The organism is Kitasatospora griseola (genome assembly GCF_014648555.1).
Lineage (GTDB): Bacteria > Actinomycetota > Actinomycetes > Streptomycetales > Streptomycetaceae > Kitasatospora > Kitasatospora griseola.
In genome coordinates this window covers 1-14,875 of sequence record NZ_BMRI01000008.1, presented here as the reverse complement: position 1 = coordinate 14,875, position 14,875 = coordinate 1, and the positions used below count along the sequence as shown (strand labels likewise).

Sequence of the window (14,875 nt, the reverse complement as noted above, 5' to 3'; positions counted from 1 at the left end):
GGGGGACTTGAACCCCCACGCCCGATAAAGGGCACTAGCACCTCAAGCTAGCGCGTCTGCCATTCCGCCACCCGGACGGGGTGTTGTCTTTGCGGGGTGTTCCCCCGCGCTGACATGGACAACAGTAGCAAAGATCGCCTGGTAGACCCAAAACCGGGGGCGGCGGGGTGGTTCGGGGCTTCGAAACCGGGAAGTGCGGACGGGTGCGCCCTTGGGGCCGGGCGGGTGCTGGGGGAGGATGGCGGAATGGCGCCCGCGGCTCCCGGCCGGGTCGGGGCGGCGCGGGCCGCAGCCGCGCCGGGCGGGCCGAGACTAGGTGGGAGCGATGAGTGTGGGCAGCGAGCGCGCGGTGACGGCCGAGTCAGAGGTCGCCGAGATCTGCCGTGACCTGATTCGGATCGACACCAGCAACTACGGTGACGGGTCGGGCCCGGGGGAGCGGAAGGCGGCCGAGTACGTCGCCGAGCAGCTCGCCGAGTTCGGGCTGGAACCGCAGATCTTCGAGTCGGCGAAGGGCCGGGCCTCCACCGTGGTCCGGATCGAGGGCGAGGACCGCTCCCGGCCCGGCCTGCTGATCCACGGCCACACCGACGTGGTGCCGGCCAACGCCGACGACTGGACGGTGCACCCGTTCTCCGGCGAGATCACCGACGGCTGCGTGTGGGGCCGCGGCGCGGTCGACATGAAGGACATGGACGCGATGACGCTCGCGGTGGTCCGCGACCGGCTGCGCACCGGCCGCAAGCCCCCGCGCGACCTGGTGCTGGCGTTCCTCGCGGACGAGGAGGCCGGCGGCACCTACGGCGCCCGGTTCCTGGTGGACCGTCACCCCGAGCTGTTCGAGGGCGTCACCGAGGCGATCGGCGAGGTCGGCGGCTTCTCCTTCACCGTCAACGACCAGGCCCGGCTGTACCTGATCGAGACGGCGGAGAAGGGCATGCACTGGATGCGCCTGACCGTCGAGGGCCGGGCCGGCCACGGCTCGATGGAGAACAACGACAACGCGATCACCGAACTGTGCGAGGCGGTGGCCCGGCTCGGCCGGCACCAGTTCCCGCTGCGGATCACCAAGACCGTCCGGGCGTTCCTGGACGAGCTCTCCGACGCCCTCGGCGTCCGGCTCGACCCGGAGGACATGGACGAGACGCTCCGGGTGCTCGGCGGCATCGCCAAGATGATCGGCACCACCCTGCGCAACACCGCCCAGCCCACCATGCTCGGCGCCGGCTACAAGGTGAACGTGATCCCCGGCCAGGCCACCGCGCACGTGGACGGCCGCTTCCTGCCCGGCTACGAGGAGGAGTTCCTGGCCGAGCTGGACAGCGTGCTCGGCCCGCGCGTGAAGCGGGAGAGCCTGCACTACGACAAGGCGCTGGAGACCAGCTTCGACGGCCCGCTGGTCGAGGCCATGCAGACCGCGCTGCGCGCCGAGGACCCGATCGCCCGGGCCGTCCCGTACTGCCTGTCCGGCGGCACCGACGCGAAGTCCTTCCAGGACCTGGGCATCCGCTGCTTCGGCTTCGCCCCGCTCCAGCTGCCGCCCGAGCTGGACTTCGCCGGCATGTTCCACGGCGTGGACGAGCGGGTGCCGGTGGACGGCCTGCAGTTCGGCGTCCGGGTGCTGGACCGGTTCATCGACCTGGCCTGAGACCGGCTCACCCGTGATCCGAGAGGAAATCCGCACATCCAGGAAATATGAGAAGCAGTCGAGCGTGAGAGATGGCGATCAGCTGTTCGCTTGATCACTTCAACGGGTGAATGTCGGCCCGGCCCCGCAACCCGGGTGCCGGGCCTTCGTTCATCCGTGTGCAGCCCGGGGGAACGGGCTGGAAACGACCAGGAGGAACAGAACAGATGAAGGCCAAGAAGATCGCTGCCGTCGCCGCCGCCACCGGTGGTCTGCTGCTCGCGGGCGCGGGTGTCGCCTCGGCGCACGGCGGCGCGCACGCCGAAGGCTCCGCGGTCGGCTCCCCGGGCGTGCTCTCCGGCAACCTGATCCAGATCCCGGTGCACGTCCCCGTCAACGTGTGCGGCAACACGATCAGCGTGATCGGCCTGCTCAACCCGGCGTTCGGCAACCACTGCGCGAACTTCTGACGGATTCCCTGAATTCGGGCCCCCGTGCGACCTCCGGGTCGGGCGGGGGCTTTCGCATGTCGGGCGGAAGTCGGCGGGCGCACCTGTGGGCTTTCTCGTCCGGGTGAACGTCACGGTTCCCGGCATAGGGCAGACCTCACCCGATCGGATGAACTGACTGCAACCGGCTCAACCTTCACCGCCAAGGGTCGTTGAACGTAGTGCTGCCGCAAATGCGGCACGGAATTCCGACTATCGGATCGATGAGCGGTCCCGACTGGCGGAATGCGGAAGTCATCGGAAGTCGGTTCATCAGTCCACCGGACTAGGAAACAAGGGGAGTCAATGCGACAGGTCGCCAGGAAAGGCCTCCTCACGGCCATGGCCACCGGCAGCGTGCTGGCCTCGACCGCGGGCTACGCCCACGCCATCGCCGACGCTCACGGCGTGGCCGCGAACTCGCCGGGCGTCGGCTCGGGCAACGCGGTGCAGGTCCCTGTGGAGCTCCCCGTGAACGCGTGCGGCAACACCATCAACGTGGTCGGCCTGCTCAACCCGGCCTACGGCAACAACTGCGCGAACCACAGCGGCTCGGGCTCCACCGGCGCCGGAGCCGGCACCACCGGGTCCGGCTCGACCGGCTCCGGCACCGGCGGTTCGGGTTCCACCGGTGGTTCGGGCTGGACCGGAGGTTCGGGCTCCACCGGCGGCTGGGGCTCGACCGGCGGTTCCGGCTCCAACACCGGCGGCTCCGTCCCGACCGGAACGTCGGCGGGCGGGACGTCGGGTGCGGGCTCCTCGGCCGGCGGCGTGGCCAGCAACTCGCCGGGCGTGATCTCAGGGAACCAGGCGCAGGCGCCGGTCGACGTGCCGGTCAACGCGTGCGGCAACACCATCGACGTGATCGGCCTCGGCAACCCGGCGTTCGGCAACACCTGCGTCAACGAGGTCACACCGCAGCCGCCCGTCCCGGTCGAGGAGACGCCGCCGCCGGCCTGCACCCCGCCGGGCGGCGAGTGCCCGCCGACCACCCCGCCTGGCGGCGAGTGCGCGCCGACCACCCCGCCGGGCGGTGAGTGCCCGCCGGCCACTCCGCCTGGCGGCGAGTGCGCGTCGACCACCCCGCCTGGCGGCGAGTGCGCGCCGACCACCCCGCCCGTCACGCCGCCGGTCACCCCTCCGGTCACGCCGCCGGTCACCCCGCCGGGGCGCACTGTCGTCCCGGTCGGCGGGCAGTCGTCCCCCCCGGGCTCGCACGCGGCCGGTGCCCCCTCTGGGGAACTGGCCTCCACCGGCGCGGAGGGTCTGGAGATCCTCGCCCCGGCCGGCCTGCTGCTGATGCTCGGCGGCGGCGTGCTGTACCGCCGCTCCCGGACCCTCGCCGGCCGCCGCTGAGCCGGACCGGACAGCCCCCGGACCGGAGCCCGGGCCGGGGGACGACGCCGGAGAACGCCCGCGCCCGGGCCGCCCCACCGCCGATGCGACGGGGCGGCCCGGGCGCGGGCATGCGCGCTACCAGGTGGAGCGGACCTGCCGGATGATGCGCCGCTTCAGTCGGACCGTCCGACTGCCGTCGGGGTACAGCCGGAGCCGGTCGAGCTCCCACTGCCCGTACTCGGCGTGGTCGGTGAGCAGTTGGCGCGCGGCGTTGCGGGAGGTGCCGCGCGGCAGACGAAGCGACTGGTACTCGTACTCCGGAAGCCGGACCGGTTTGGTAGGAATCAAGACTTCTCCTCCGCTGCTGTGCTGCCTGCAAGCCTACGGCGCGCCGCCGACCGGTGGCCGGTTCGGGTCCGATCCGTCCCGGGCGGCAGGACGAGCCTTCCCGGGGTCGGAACTGACCGTCAATCAGTTTTCCCTTCCGGTACGGATACCCGCCCCGGACCGCGCCGATGCGCGTTCGACGCGTGCGCCGATCAGGCCGGTTCGGGCGGGCCCGGTGGCCGGTGCGCCCCGGGAATCTCGGTGACAGAAAGCCGCAGATCGGACATCCAGGGTGAACTTGCCCGGTTTTCACGGCTGTAGGTGACAACCGCTGTGCGTGTCGTCGCCAGGTGGGGATAGCGTCTGCACCATGTCTGATGCCGCGCAGCTGACCATCACCGAGGTACGGGCCGCCGCAGAGGCGGTCAAGGCCGCCATTGACCGCCACCTGCAGGCCGTCTCCAGCTCCACCGAGCCCGGCGATCCGGTCGTCGTCCACGCCTACGAGGAGCTCGCGGCGGCCGCCATTGCCTACGACCAGATCCTTTACGAGGTCTACGACGAGGTCACCCCGTTCGAGATCCCGGGCGACGAGCCGGGGGCCGGTTACCAGGGCCCCGAACAGCCCGAGGCGATCAGCGTGCTGATCCGCCGCGACTACCTGATCGCCGACCCGAAGCGCCTGCGTGCCCAGGCCGAACGGGTCGACGAGACGCTCACCCCCGGCGGGGGCGGCGAGTCCGAGGTGACCGCGGCGATCGGCGTGCTGTTCGGCGAGTACGAGCCGGACGAGATCGCCGCCCGGGCCGAGGAGTTCGGCCTGGAGGAGGGCGACTCCACGTTGTGGGTGTCGGCCACCGACCCCGCCGAGCCCGGCGAGTGGCTCCCCGAGCCGTTCGAGGGCGCCGACCCGGAGCTGCTGATCTGCCGCTTCGACGTCAGCGAGGTCTACGACGACGAGCTGGACGACTGACGGACCGTCATCCCGTCCGAGGGATGACACCGGCCCGGTGCCGCCGGGCCGGTGAAGCCGAAACGCCGGACGCCAGAAGCGACCGGACGCCACCGACGAGAGGGCCCGGGACGACGTACCTGTCGTCCCGGGCCCTTCGACGTGCTTCGGCCGATCGGCCGCCGGTCGGTCGCTGACCGGCTGCTGACCGGCGGCCGGTCGGTCACTGCTCCGCTACTGGTCGGTGAGGACCGACCGCAGGCGGGTGGTGCGGGGCGCGGCGGCGCGCTCGGCGACCGCCTGGGCGAGCGCCGGGCCGGCTGCGTGGACCACCGAGAGGTGCCGCTCGGCCCGGCCGAACGCCGAGTACACCCACTGCCTGGTGAGCTGCCCGGCCGCGTCCTCCGGCAGCACCACGACGACCGCCGGCCAGCGCCGGCCGACCGCCTGGTGGGCCGTCACCGCCCAGCCGTGGCGCAGCTTGGCGGCCTGCTGGGGGCTGAGCGTGAGCCGCCCGCCGTCGGCGAGCTCCAGGTGCAGGCCGCTCGCGTCGCCGTCCAGCACCCGCGCGGGCAGGTTGACGCCCAGCGCGGGGGAGTGCACCACCCGGTCGCCCGGGTCGAAGCCGCCGAAGCGGCCCGGGCCGGGGTTCAGCCTGGCCTTGGCGGCGGCGTTCAGCGCCCGGGTGCCGGCCGGGCCGCCGTGGCCCGGCGTCAGCAGCACGGTCTGCTCGGACGGGATCGACAGTGCGCGCGGGATGGAGTCGGTGAGCAGCTGCACGGCGCGGTGCACGGCCTCGCCGCCGTCCTTGGCGGTGAGGATCACCACCTCCTTGTCGGGGGCGTCCACCGGCTGGAGCTCGCCGATGCCGATGCCCGAGACCAGCTCGCCGATCGGCCCGAAGTCCGGCGTGCGGGACGCCACCGCCGGGCACGCCTTGGCGGCCAGCAGGTCGGCGAAGAACCGGCCCGGGCCGGCCGACCACAGGCCGCCCGGGTCGCCGGACAGCACCAGCCGGGTGCCGTCCGCGAGCGCCTCCAGCAGCGTCGCGGCGGTCTCCACGTCGAGCAGCGGGGCGTCCAGCACCACCAGCACGTCCAGCGGCAGGGTGCCGTCGACCGCGCGCGGCAGCTGCGTGCCGTACAGCAGTTCGGCCAGCGTGCCGATCCGCCCGGCGGCGGGGGAGTCGTCCGGGAGCAGTGCGGCCAGCGAGTCGCGGCCCTGGCCGGTCCAGGTCGCCGCCCACACCCGCAGGCCGAGCCCGGCGGCGGTGTGCAGCAGCGCGGCCGGTTCGGCCCGGGCCGCCTCGCCGCCGGTGTGCAGCACCAGGCCGGCTTCGGCGACGGTGCGCACCAGCTCCTGCGCGGACCGGGACGGGGCGGCCGCGGCCGCAGCCTCCCACGCTGCCGGGCCGGGCTGGACGGGGGCGGCGTCGGCCGACGGACCCTCAGCGGCCGCCTCGCCCCCGGCCGGTGCGTCGACGCCCTCGGCGGGCTCCGCCGGTGCGTTGTCCGCCGCGTCGGCGTCCTCGACGTCCCCGGCGTGCTCCGCGTCCTCGGCGGCCGCTGTGTCCTCGGCGTCCTCGGTGTCCTCGCCCGGCGTGAAGGTCGACAGCAGCCGGACCAGGCCCTCGCCGAGGCTCTCCTCCGCCAGCGCGAGGCGCTCCAGGGCGAGCAGGGTGCGGACGGGCGGCTCCTCGTCCTCGTCGTGGCTGCCGGGCGGCATCGGCAGCTCCTCCTGGAACGGCATCACCCGCCCGTCCTCCAGCACCGCCTGGAGCGCGCCCGCCGGGTCGGGGACGTGCTGGGCGCGCAGCGCCTCGGAGACCTCGCCGAGCTCCTGCGCGGAGTGCCCGCGCAGCGCGGCCTGCTCCAGCAGCCAGGCCACCAGCGCCTGGGCGCGCCGCGGGTCGCCGGGCTGCGCGTCGGGGCCGAGCAGCCCGCGGGCGAAGCCGTCGGCGTGCTCGGGGCGGACGCCGGGCAGCGAGAGCACCGCCCACGGGTCCTCGCGCAGCTCCTCGGCCGCGCCCTCGCCGAGCTCGGCGACCGCGACGGGGGCCAGCTGCGCGGGCGCGCCGCCGGCGGCCAGCACCTCGGCGACGGCCGTCAGCGCGGCCTTGCGCTGGGCGTCGGAGGTCGGGCCGTCGGAGGTCGGGCCGTCGGCGGGCGGCGCGTCGGCGGACGAAGCGTCAGGGTCGCTCTGGCCGCTCCGGCCGACCGCGCGGATCGCTTCGGCGAGGGCGGCGACGGTACCGGCGTGCTGCTCGGCGGCCGGGGCCGGGCTCTCCTCGGGGGTGGTCATGCGGAAGGCTCCTTCAACGGGCGGACGGCTACGACAGCTCCGTCCAACCCTGGTCCGGGTAGCGGTGCACCGGGGCCGACACGTCGTCCAGGGCAGCGCGGATCTCACCCGGAAGCGTAAGCGCCTCCACCGACAGTGAGGACTGCAGCTGGGCGGCGGTGCGGGCGCCCAGCAGGGCGGCCGACACGCCGGGGCGGTCGCGCACCCAGGCGAGGGCGACCTTCAACGGCGTGGACGCCAGGCCGTCGGCGGCGGTGGCCAGCGCGTCCACGATCCGGCGGGACGTCTCGCCCAGGTACGGCTGGACCGAGCCCGCCGGGTGCGGGGCGGCGCCGCGCGACTCCGCCGGCACGCCGTGCCGGTACTTGCCGGTGAGCACGCCCCGGCCGAGCGGCGAGCAGGCCAGCAGGCCCACCCCGGCGTCCAGCGCGGCGGGCAGCGCCTCGCGTTCGATGCCGCGCTGGAGCAGCGAGTACTCGAGCTGGACGGCGGCCAGCGGGGTGCGGCCGGGCGAAGCGTGCTGCCAGGCCGCGGACTTGGCGAGCTGCCAGCCGCTGTACTGGCAGACCCCGGCGTACCGGGCCCGGCCCGAGGCCACCGCCAGGTCGAGGGCGTGCAGGGTCTCCTCGGTCGGCGTGGCCGGGTCGTACGCGTGCACCTGCCACAGGTCGACGTGGTCGGTGCCGAGCCGGCGCAGCGAGGCGTCCAGGGCGTTCAACAGGTGGCCGCGGGAGGCGTCGTGGCGGGGGGAGCCGGGCAGCGCGCCGGCCTTGGTGGCGATCACCAGCTCGGAGCGCGGGATCAGACCGTCCGTCAGCCGGGACAGCAGGTACTCGGCGCCGCCGTCCGCGTACACGTCGGCGGTGTCCACCAGGGTGCCGCCGGCGTCCACGAAGGCCTTCAACTGCTCGGCGGCCTCGTGCTCGTCGGTGTCCCGACCCCAGGTGAGGGTGCCCAGGCCGAGTCGGGAGACCCGCAGGCCGGTGCGGCCGAGACGTCGCTGTTCCATCGCGCCCTCCGTCAACCGTGCTGCGCCGCGCAGGACGGCGCAGGTCGGGGGCGGTGCCCCCCACGTGCTGCGAGATTAGCGGCGAAACCCCCTGCCACCGGGGACGACCCGCTCGGCCGACGTGTCCGCGTGCCGCGCGCTCAGCAGTAGGTCGCGATGTACAGCAGGACGCGGCCGTCCGCGTCGGCGAACTCGTACGCCTCGTGGCGCGGATCCGCGGCGGCGTCGTACCCGGCGCGCGCCCGCAGCCAGGCGCCCGGGCGCTCCTCGGGGGTGAGCAGGCGCGGGACCCAGAACCGGGCCCGCTCGTCGTACTCCTCGCCCATCGTCATCCGGTCGGCGGTGACGGCGAGCCGCTTGGCCCGGCGGACGTCCAGCGGCCCGCGGGCGAGGCGCCAGTGGCAGCCGTCGATGTCGGTGAAGCCGCCGTCGGCGACGGGCATCGGGTTGTGGCGGACCTCGGGTTCGTCTTCCGGCGGTGCGGGCATGGCCGCCACCAGGTCGGCGAAGGTGGTGGCGGGCGGTCGCTTCTTCGGCACCCCGGCAGCATGTCAGGAAGGTGTGGCGCACGACACTTCTACCGGTCGGTAGCAGGCGGTCGGCACGGGGGCTACGCTCGCCGCACCACCGACTGGAAGGCAGCGGGCACATGCGACTCGGCATCAACCTCGGTTACTGGGGACTCGGCCTGGACGCCGACAACATCGCGGTCGCCCAGGAGGCCGACCGGCTCGGCTACGCGGTCTGCTGGGCCGCCGAGGCGTACGGGTCGGACGCCGCCACCGTGCTGTCGTACGTCGCCGCGAAGACCGAGCGGATCGACGTCGGCTCCGCGATCTTCCAGATCCCCGCCCGCACCCCCGCGATGACCGCGATGACCGCCGCCACCCTCGACACCCTCTCCGGCGGCCGCTTCCGGCTCGGCCTCGGCGTCTCCGGCCCGCAGGTCTCCGAGGGCTGGTACGGCGTCAAGTTCGACAAGCCGCTGGCCCGCACCCGCGAGTACGTGGAGATCATCCGCAAGGCGATGTCCCGCGAGCGGCTGGTCCACGACGGCGCCAACTGGACGCTGCCGCTGCCCGGCGGGCCCGGCAAGGCGCTCAAGCTCACCGTCCACCCGGTGCGCGAACACCTGCCGATCTACATCGCCTCCATGGGCCCGAAGAACCTCGAACTCACCGGTGAGATCGCCGACGGCTGGCTCGGCCTGTTCTTCGCCCCCGAACACGCCGCGCTCTCCGTCGACGCCCTCGCCGCCGGCCGCGCCAAGGCCGGCCGGACCCTGGACGGCTTCGACCTCTGCCCGACCGTCAACATCGCGGTCGGCGACGACATCCACGCCGCCGCCGACACCCTGCGCGACTACACCGCCCTCTACCTCGGCGGCATGGGCAGCAAGGAGAAGAACTTCTACAGCCAACTTGCCCGCCGGATGGGCTTCGAGCAGGCCGCCGACGAAGTCCAGACCCGCTACCTCGCCCGCGACAAGGCCGGCGCCGCCGCCGCCGTCCCCCACGACTTCATCGACGCCACCGCCCTCCTTGGCGACACCGCCCGCATCGCCGACCGCATGCAGGCCTACGCCGCCGCCGGCGTCACCACCCTCACCCTCGCCCCCTCCGGCTGGACCCTCGACGAACGCATCACCGCCCTCCGCACGGGCGTCGACGCCCTGGAACGCGCCGGCCTCGCCTGACACGTCTCCCCGGGGGCCGGGTTCGGGCAAGCCGTCCAGCCCTCAGGAAGCACCTGCCCACTGTGACCAGCACCAACGACGCACCCGTGCCGCGGTACGACGGCTGCGGGCGCAGCCTGCTGGGCGTCCGCCGCCGCTCCCGCGCGGCAGCGCGACCTGATCCCCGACGCAGCGGCGCGCGAGGGCGGGCACATCATCGGGTGGGTGGACGGCAGAGCTGGCCGGCGCGTCCGATCCGTTCATCCGACCGAAGCCGGGCCGCACGGCGGGCGTGCAGCGTCCGCAGCGGCCCGCCTTGGCGCACCCGGAGCGTGCACCGCCCTGGACCTGCCCCGCGTCGGCAGCCCCGGCCGTCGGTGACGATCGGCCCCGGCCCCACAAGGGCACTCCCGAGGACGTGCGGGCCGCCCAGGGGGCCCCTGAGGCGTCAGGCTGCCGCACGCAGCACCAGTGCGGCCGCCGAGAGCAGCGTGAGCACAACGGCCGGCGCCACGGCGTAGTCCTTCACGCGCAGGTGCGAGACGGCCGCGCCGACGAAGTAGAGCACCAGGCCCACCGCGGCGGCCACCCCGAGCGGCGGGACGAACAGGCCGGCGAGCAGACCGAGCGCGCCCGCCGCTTTGGCGGTCCCGAGCCAGGGCAGCCAGGAGTCGGGCACGCCCACCTTGGCCATGCTGCCCGTGACCTGCGGGTTCCGGGTGAAGGTCAGGAGGGCTGAGGCGGACAGGCCGAGTGCGAGCAGCGCGGCGACGACGACGTAACCGGTGAACATGGAGCACATCCAATGGTGGGTGGCAGAGAAACCATTGAACCGTATCAATGATTTGTCGACCTCCATAATGTGGCCGCTGTGTACGGTGGACGCCATGGCAGCTGCACACCCGATCGACCGCCTCGGCTTCCTCCTCTCCTTCCGCGGGGAGCTCGCGGGCACCCGCATTCGCGCCGCGCTGGCCGTCGCCGGGCTGCATCCGCGCAATGCGATGACTCTGGTGCGGCTTGCCCCCGGCGCCACCAGTCAGCGCGAACTGGCCGCCGCGATGGAGGTCGACCCGAGCCAACTGGTCGCCGTTCTCAACGAGTTGGAGTCCGCCGGGCTGTGCGAGCGCCGCCGCGATCCCGCCGACCGGCGGCGCCACATCGTGGAGATCACTCCGGCCGGTCGGCAGGCGCTGGAGCGCATCGACCAGGAGGTCAGCACGGCCGAGCGCGAACTCTTCGGTGACCTCAGCGCCGAGGAGCAGGCCCAACTGCGCAACCTGCTCGACCGCGTCATGGTGGACCCGGCCACCCGCGAGTGCAGCGAGTAACGCCGACCGGGCCCTCGACCCGCCTCGGGTCGGGTGTCCCGGCACACATACCCTCCACGACCAGTACCGACGACGCCCCCGTGACGTCGCACGACGGCTGCGGGCGCTGCTCGCTGCTGACCAGGCCGGGTGCTGGGATTTGAACGTCCCGCAGCAGGAGTAGGAGTTCACACTCAAGCTGTTCATGGCCCAGGTGGAGTATCGGAACACCCGGACCCGCGACCGGCAGGAGGCCGCGGGCTCGTTGTGGCGGGAGGTGGCCCGCGTACGGATTCATGCGCGTGCGGCTGCCCGACGGCGGGAAGCAGCGACCCGGGGTGGGAACGCTCGTCCCGCCTGGTCGGTCAGGTGTGCCGGGGACGGCTGGTGGGGGACGGCTTGCCGGGCGACGCCGCGACACGCTGGAATGACTTCCGCACGGGACGCCGCCATGACGAATCGTCAAATCCCTGGGGGGACAATGAAATTCGACCGACCTGCCCTGCTGATCCCGACAGCGCCCGCGCCCGTGCCCGATGGGCGGGCGGGCACCGTCACGATCACCAACGACACGTCCCGCACCTGGCTGGAGGTCAGGACCGCATCGTCGGCCGGGTTCTTCAAGACCCGGAGCACCGACCGCAACGAGAGCAAGCTCGACCCGGTCGGCCCCGGGGAGTCGGTCGCCGTCGGCCTCTCCTTCGCCACCGGCACGGAGCTCCAGGGCGTGCGCTACGGCGGCATCGACATCACCGCCTCCCCGGTGGGGAAGCACGAGGCCGTCGACACTGCCAGGTACCCGCTGATGAGCGCCGGCCAGGGACTGGGAGTGGTCGTCGGCCGGCCGGGAGGCCCGGAGGGGATGGGCTACGGCAACGAGCGGGACTCGATCCTCTACGCCCAGCATCCGGAGTGGATCGCCTTCGTCCCGTTCGGGGTCGGCATGGTCCTCATGACGGGGCTCACCGTGAACGGCGTGCCCCGGAACGACTTCCTGAACCTGGACCAGAACAGTCCGCTCCTCAGCTTCAGCACCGGACGGATCGTCCACTCCCGCGACCGCACCCTCCTGTCGCAGGCCGGTCCCTGCACCCTCAGCTGGCACGAGTACCGGCAGGACGGCACGCACGCCGGGCCCTTCACCGTCAAGGTCTGACCCCGCCGCCCGTGCCGCGCTCCTCCGCCGGCGCGGCGTAGGAACGCGTCACGGCACGAATCCGGCCCCCTTCGGCTGGACCCTCGACGCACGCATCACCGCCCTCCGCACGGGCGCCGACGCACAGGAGCCCGCCGGCCTCGCCCAGGGCCTGGCCGGCGGGCTCCTGTGCCGATTCCGGGGTGTGTGGGGATGGTCGATCACAGTCAAAAGCCAGGAAAGAAATCATTTTGACGGGGCATAAGGTTCCGGTACGATCGCTCGCGTTCGTCGCCGTGTGAGTCCGCCGCGGTGATGATCTGCGCGCGAATGTCCTTTTCTGGGGGGAATTTTGAGCATCCGTCGTTCGGTCGCCGCTGCCATATTCGTGGCCGCCGTCTCCGCGCCCACCGCGTTCGGTGCCGGACAGGCCATGGCCGAGACCCCGCCGACCGGACAGTCCCAGCCGGACGTCGTCGTGTCGGACGCGGAGCCGGCACCGGCCGACCCTGCGCCCACGGAGCCCGCACCCACGGAGACCGCTCCGGCGGGCCCCACGCCGGCCGACCCGGCACCTGCGAACCCGGAGCCTGCTCCGACCGAGCCTGCCCCGGCGGAGCCCAAGCCGGCCGAGCCTGCCCCGGCCGAGTCTGGGCCTGCGGAGCCCGCTCCGGCCGATCCGGCGGCGGTCGAGAAGGAGTTGCGCGACCGGCTCGGCAGGGCGATCGCCGAAAAGGGCCACAGCAAGTACTTCTACGAGCACGCGAAGGCCGCCGCGGCCGGCACCGTCGACGACGTCAGGAAATTCCTGGACGTCGACATGCCGCAGATCCTGGTCCAGGACAAGTACGTCCGAATCTCGCAGATCCTGAGCCTTTCGGAGCCGGGCAGTCCGCTCCGGCAGGCCGCCCAGGAGGCGCTCGAAGGCGGCACGGAAGCGGACGCGGACCGATTCCTCACCACCGTCTGGCCGTCGTTCGCCACCGAGTACCGGGTGAAGGTCGCCCGGATCCTGAACGAGCCGGGCATCACCCGGATCCTGCGGGACGCCGCGAACGAGGCGCTCGACGGCAAGGACCAGGAGCTCATCCACTTCATCGCCCGGCTCCCGCAGCTCCGCCACGACGACGACCAGCTGCGGATCTCCCGGCTGATCGAGGTCGGCGGCCCCGAGGTCCGCAAGGCCGCCCTGGCCGCCCTGGAGAACGGCTCGAACGAGGCGCTGCGCACCTTCCTGGAGGTCGGCCTGGCCGAGGCGCAGGCCCGTGACGCCGCCGCGCAGGAGCAGCAGAACCACCCGCAGACCGGCAACAACGGCAACAGCGGCAGCAACGGCACCGGCGTCACCCAGGCGTCCAACACCATCACGGTGACCACGACCACGGTGACCACCACCGACACCACCACCGCCACGGGCGTCCTCGCGTCCACCGGCGTCGACGCCCCGCTCGGTGCGATCACCGCCGCCGGCGCCACGTCCGTGGCTCTGGGCGCCGCGCTGGTGGCCGCCCGACGCCGTCGGCAGCAGTCCTGACGCTTTGTCGGTCGAGTCCGGCAGAGTGGTCGCTCTCCGGACGGCCGCCCCGCGGTTCCTCCTTCTTCCACCGCCCGCGTGTGCGGCGACAACCCGAAACCTGTCACCAGGGGAGACTTTGAGCATTCGCCGTTCGATCGCCGCTGCTGTTTTCGTCGCCGCGGTCTCCGCGCCCACCGCCCTCGGCGCAGCGCCGGCCCTGGCCGACACCGCACCCACGCCGACCGGCCAGTCCCAGCCGGACGTCCCGGCCACGGACGCGCCGACCCCCGAAGCCCCGGCCGCGGAGGCCCCGGCTGCTGAGACGCCCGCCCCCGAGGCGCCGGCGACCGAGACGCCCGCCCCCGAGACGCCCGCCCCCGAGACGCCTGCCCCCGAGACGCCGGCGACGGACCCGGGCACCGGCAGGCCCGCGCCGGGCGGGACCGCGCCCGCGCCCGGTGGCAGCTCCTCGCAGGAGTTGGACGACCTGCGGGTGCGGCTGCTGAGGGTGATGGCGGAGCCGGGTCACAGCCGGTACTTCCAGGAGCGGGCCAGCACGGCGCTCGACGGCACTGCCGAGGACATCCGGCACTTCCTGGACGTCGAGATGCCGAGGATCATCCGCGACGACAAGCGCATCCAGGTCCTGCGCATCATCGACACGACCGGGCAGGGCACCCCCATCTGGCAGGCCGGGCAGAAGGCGCTGGACGGTGACGACGCGGCGATCGACCACTTCCTGGAGGTCGAGTGGCCGGAGCTGGTCGCCAAGGAGCGCCGCGGGAAGGTGCTCCACGAGATGATCCGCCCGGGCAGCACGCTGACGCTCAAGGAGGCCGCCGCTCGGGTACTCGACGCGGACGAGCTCAAGGCCTTCCTGGCCGATCTGGACACCATCGACGAGACCAGTGCCCGCATCATGATCGCCCAGGCCATGTCGATGGGCGGGCCGGAGGTCCGCGAGGCCGCGAACCGGGTCCTGGACTCGCACGACCCCGCCTACCTCCGCAGCTTCCTGCTCACCGACCTGGGCGAGGCGCAGGCCCGGGACACGGCCAATGCCAAGGCCAACGACGCCAACTGGCGGAAGGTGCTCCAGACGCTGATCCGGCCGGGCAGCTCGCTCACCCTCGACGAGGCTGCCGGGCAGGCGCTCGGGGTGGATGGGGCGAAGGCTTTCCTGGCCGGTCTGGACGG

14 protein-coding genes are annotated in these 14,875 nt (G+C 73.2%); 9 read left to right on the top strand and 5 right to left on the bottom strand.

Going from position 1 to position 14,875, the window contains the following annotated elements; translation table 11 throughout:
* Positions 1 to 325 precede the first annotated feature (325 nt).
* The 3 genes from IEZ12_RS12480 to IEZ12_RS40370 all read left to right on the top strand — a co-directional run bounded on the left by IEZ12_RS12480 (position 326) and on the right by IEZ12_RS40370 (position 3,471).
* Positions 326 to 1,648, top strand: a complete 1,323-nt coding sequence (locus tag IEZ12_RS12480) for a M20/M25/M40 family metallo-hydrolase (RefSeq protein ID WP_043911451.1) — start codon at positions 326 to 328, stop codon at positions 1,646 to 1,648.
* A gap of 206 nt (positions 1,649 to 1,854) precedes the next feature.
* A complete protein-coding gene (locus IEZ12_RS12475) occupies positions 1,855 to 2,097 on the top strand; it encodes a chaplin (RefSeq protein ID WP_189272115.1) in 243 nt (80 codons plus the stop codon).
* A 360-nt stretch (positions 2,098 to 2,457) separates the two neighbouring features.
* On the top strand, positions 2,458 to 3,471 hold the full coding sequence (locus IEZ12_RS40370; RefSeq protein WP_308431029.1) for a chaplin: 1,014 nt from the start codon (positions 2,458 to 2,460) through the stop codon (positions 3,469 to 3,471).
* A gap of 117 nt (positions 3,472 to 3,588) precedes the next feature.
* Here the strand turns inward: IEZ12_RS40370 and IEZ12_RS12465 are convergent, their stop codons facing one another.
* Positions 3,589 to 3,798 (bottom strand): DUF5703 family protein, encoded by a 210-nt coding sequence (locus IEZ12_RS12465; RefSeq protein WP_043912690.1) that lies wholly within the window; start codon positions 3,796 to 3,798, stop codon positions 3,589 to 3,591.
* Positions 3,799 to 4,150: 352 nt separating this feature from the next.
* On the opposite strand from IEZ12_RS12465, the gene IEZ12_RS12460 reads away from it, so the two are divergent.
* Positions 4,151 to 4,753 carry a hypothetical protein gene (locus tag IEZ12_RS12460; protein WP_100584738.1) on the top strand — a complete coding sequence of 201 codons (603 nt, stop codon included), beginning with the start codon at positions 4,151 to 4,153 and terminating at the stop codon, positions 4,751 to 4,753.
* 213 nt (positions 4,754 to 4,966) lie between these two features.
* On the opposite strand, the gene IEZ12_RS40020 is transcribed toward IEZ12_RS12460, so the two are convergent.
* The 3 genes from IEZ12_RS40020 to IEZ12_RS12445 all read right to left on the bottom strand — a co-directional run bounded on the left by IEZ12_RS40020 (position 4,967) and on the right by IEZ12_RS12445 (position 8,581).
* On the bottom strand, positions 4,967 to 7,033 hold the full coding sequence (locus tag IEZ12_RS40020) for a helix-hairpin-helix domain-containing protein (RefSeq protein ID WP_268250249.1): 2,067 nt from the start codon (positions 7,031 to 7,033) through the stop codon (positions 4,967 to 4,969).
* Positions 7,034 to 7,061: 28 nt separating this feature from the next.
* The gene (locus tag IEZ12_RS12450; protein WP_043911461.1) at positions 7,062 to 8,042 is read right to left on the bottom strand and encodes an aldo/keto reductase; all 981 of its coding nucleotides are present in this window, start codon (positions 8,040 to 8,042) and stop codon (positions 7,062 to 7,064) included.
* A gap of 140 nt (positions 8,043 to 8,182) precedes the next feature.
* On the bottom strand, positions 8,183 to 8,581 hold the full coding sequence (locus tag IEZ12_RS12445) for a hypothetical protein (RefSeq protein WP_189272113.1): 399 nt from the start codon (positions 8,579 to 8,581) through the stop codon (positions 8,183 to 8,185).
* A 110-nt stretch (positions 8,582 to 8,691) separates the two neighbouring features.
* Between IEZ12_RS12445 and IEZ12_RS12440 the strand changes: the two genes are divergently transcribed.
* Positions 8,692 to 9,738, top strand: coding sequence for an LLM class F420-dependent oxidoreductase (locus IEZ12_RS12440; RefSeq protein ID WP_189272112.1), 1,047 nt, complete (start codon positions 8,692 to 8,694; stop codon positions 9,736 to 9,738).
* 427 nt (positions 9,739 to 10,165) lie between these two features.
* Here the strand turns inward: IEZ12_RS12440 and IEZ12_RS12435 are convergent, their stop codons facing one another.
* Complete coding sequence (locus tag IEZ12_RS12435) at positions 10,166 to 10,510, bottom strand: DoxX family protein (RefSeq protein ID WP_189272111.1); 345 nt, start codon at positions 10,508 to 10,510, stop codon at positions 10,166 to 10,168.
* 94 nt (positions 10,511 to 10,604) lie between these two features.
* Here IEZ12_RS12435 and IEZ12_RS12430 point away from each other — a divergent pair, with 94 nt between their 5' ends.
* The 4 genes from IEZ12_RS12430 to IEZ12_RS12415 all read left to right on the top strand — a co-directional run.
* Positions 10,605 to 11,048: a MarR family winged helix-turn-helix transcriptional regulator gene (locus IEZ12_RS12430; RefSeq protein ID WP_189272110.1), complete on the top strand. Its 444-nt coding sequence runs from the start codon at positions 10,605 to 10,607 to the stop codon at positions 11,046 to 11,048.
* Between the two features lie 460 nt (positions 11,049 to 11,508).
* Complete coding sequence (locus IEZ12_RS12425) at positions 11,509 to 12,183, top strand: hypothetical protein (RefSeq protein ID WP_189272109.1); 675 nt, start codon at positions 11,509 to 11,511, stop codon at positions 12,181 to 12,183.
* 331 nt (positions 12,184 to 12,514) lie between these two features.
* The gene (locus IEZ12_RS12420; protein WP_189272108.1) at positions 12,515 to 13,696 is read left to right on the top strand and encodes an ALF repeat-containing protein; all 1,182 of its coding nucleotides are present in this window, start codon (positions 12,515 to 12,517) and stop codon (positions 13,694 to 13,696) included.
* 118 nt (positions 13,697 to 13,814) lie between these two features.
* Positions 13,815 to 14,875, top strand: a 1,061-nt coding sequence (locus IEZ12_RS12415; RefSeq protein ID WP_189272107.1) for an ALF repeat-containing protein, incomplete at its 3' end; no start/stop codon positions are given.

Excerpts from the sequence above, each read along its gene's own strand:
- IEZ12_RS40370 (WP_308431029.1), top strand. The coding sequence starts at position 2,458 with ATGGCCACCGGCAGCGTGCTGGCCTCGACCGCGGGCTACGCCCACGCC.
- IEZ12_RS12440 (WP_189272112.1), top strand. The coding sequence starts at position 8,692 with ATGCGACTCGGCATCAACCTCGGTTACTGGGGACTCGGCCTGGACGCC.
- IEZ12_RS12460 (WP_100584738.1), top strand. The coding sequence starts at position 4,151 with ATGTCTGATGCCGCGCAGCTGACCATCACCGAGGTACGGGCCGCCGCA.
- IEZ12_RS40020 (WP_268250249.1), bottom strand. The coding sequence starts at position 7,033 with ATGACCACCCCCGAGGAGAGCCCGGCCCCGGCCGCCGAGCAGCACGCC.
- IEZ12_RS12425 (WP_189272109.1), top strand. The coding sequence starts at position 11,509 with ATGAAATTCGACCGACCTGCCCTGCTGATCCCGACAGCGCCCGCGCCC.
- IEZ12_RS12435 (WP_189272111.1), bottom strand. The coding sequence starts at position 10,510 with ATGTTCACCGGTTACGTCGTCGTCGCCGCGCTGCTCGCACTCGGCCTG.
- IEZ12_RS12475 (WP_189272115.1), top strand. The coding sequence starts at position 1,855 with ATGAAGGCCAAGAAGATCGCTGCCGTCGCCGCCGCCACCGGTGGTCTG.
- IEZ12_RS12480 (WP_043911451.1), top strand. The coding sequence starts at position 326 with ATGAGTGTGGGCAGCGAGCGCGCGGTGACGGCCGAGTCAGAGGTCGCC.
- IEZ12_RS12430 (WP_189272110.1), top strand. The coding sequence starts at position 10,605 with ATGGCAGCTGCACACCCGATCGACCGCCTCGGCTTCCTCCTCTCCTTC.
- IEZ12_RS12450 (WP_043911461.1), bottom strand. The coding sequence starts at position 8,042 with ATGGAACAGCGACGTCTCGGCCGCACCGGCCTGCGGGTCTCCCGACTC.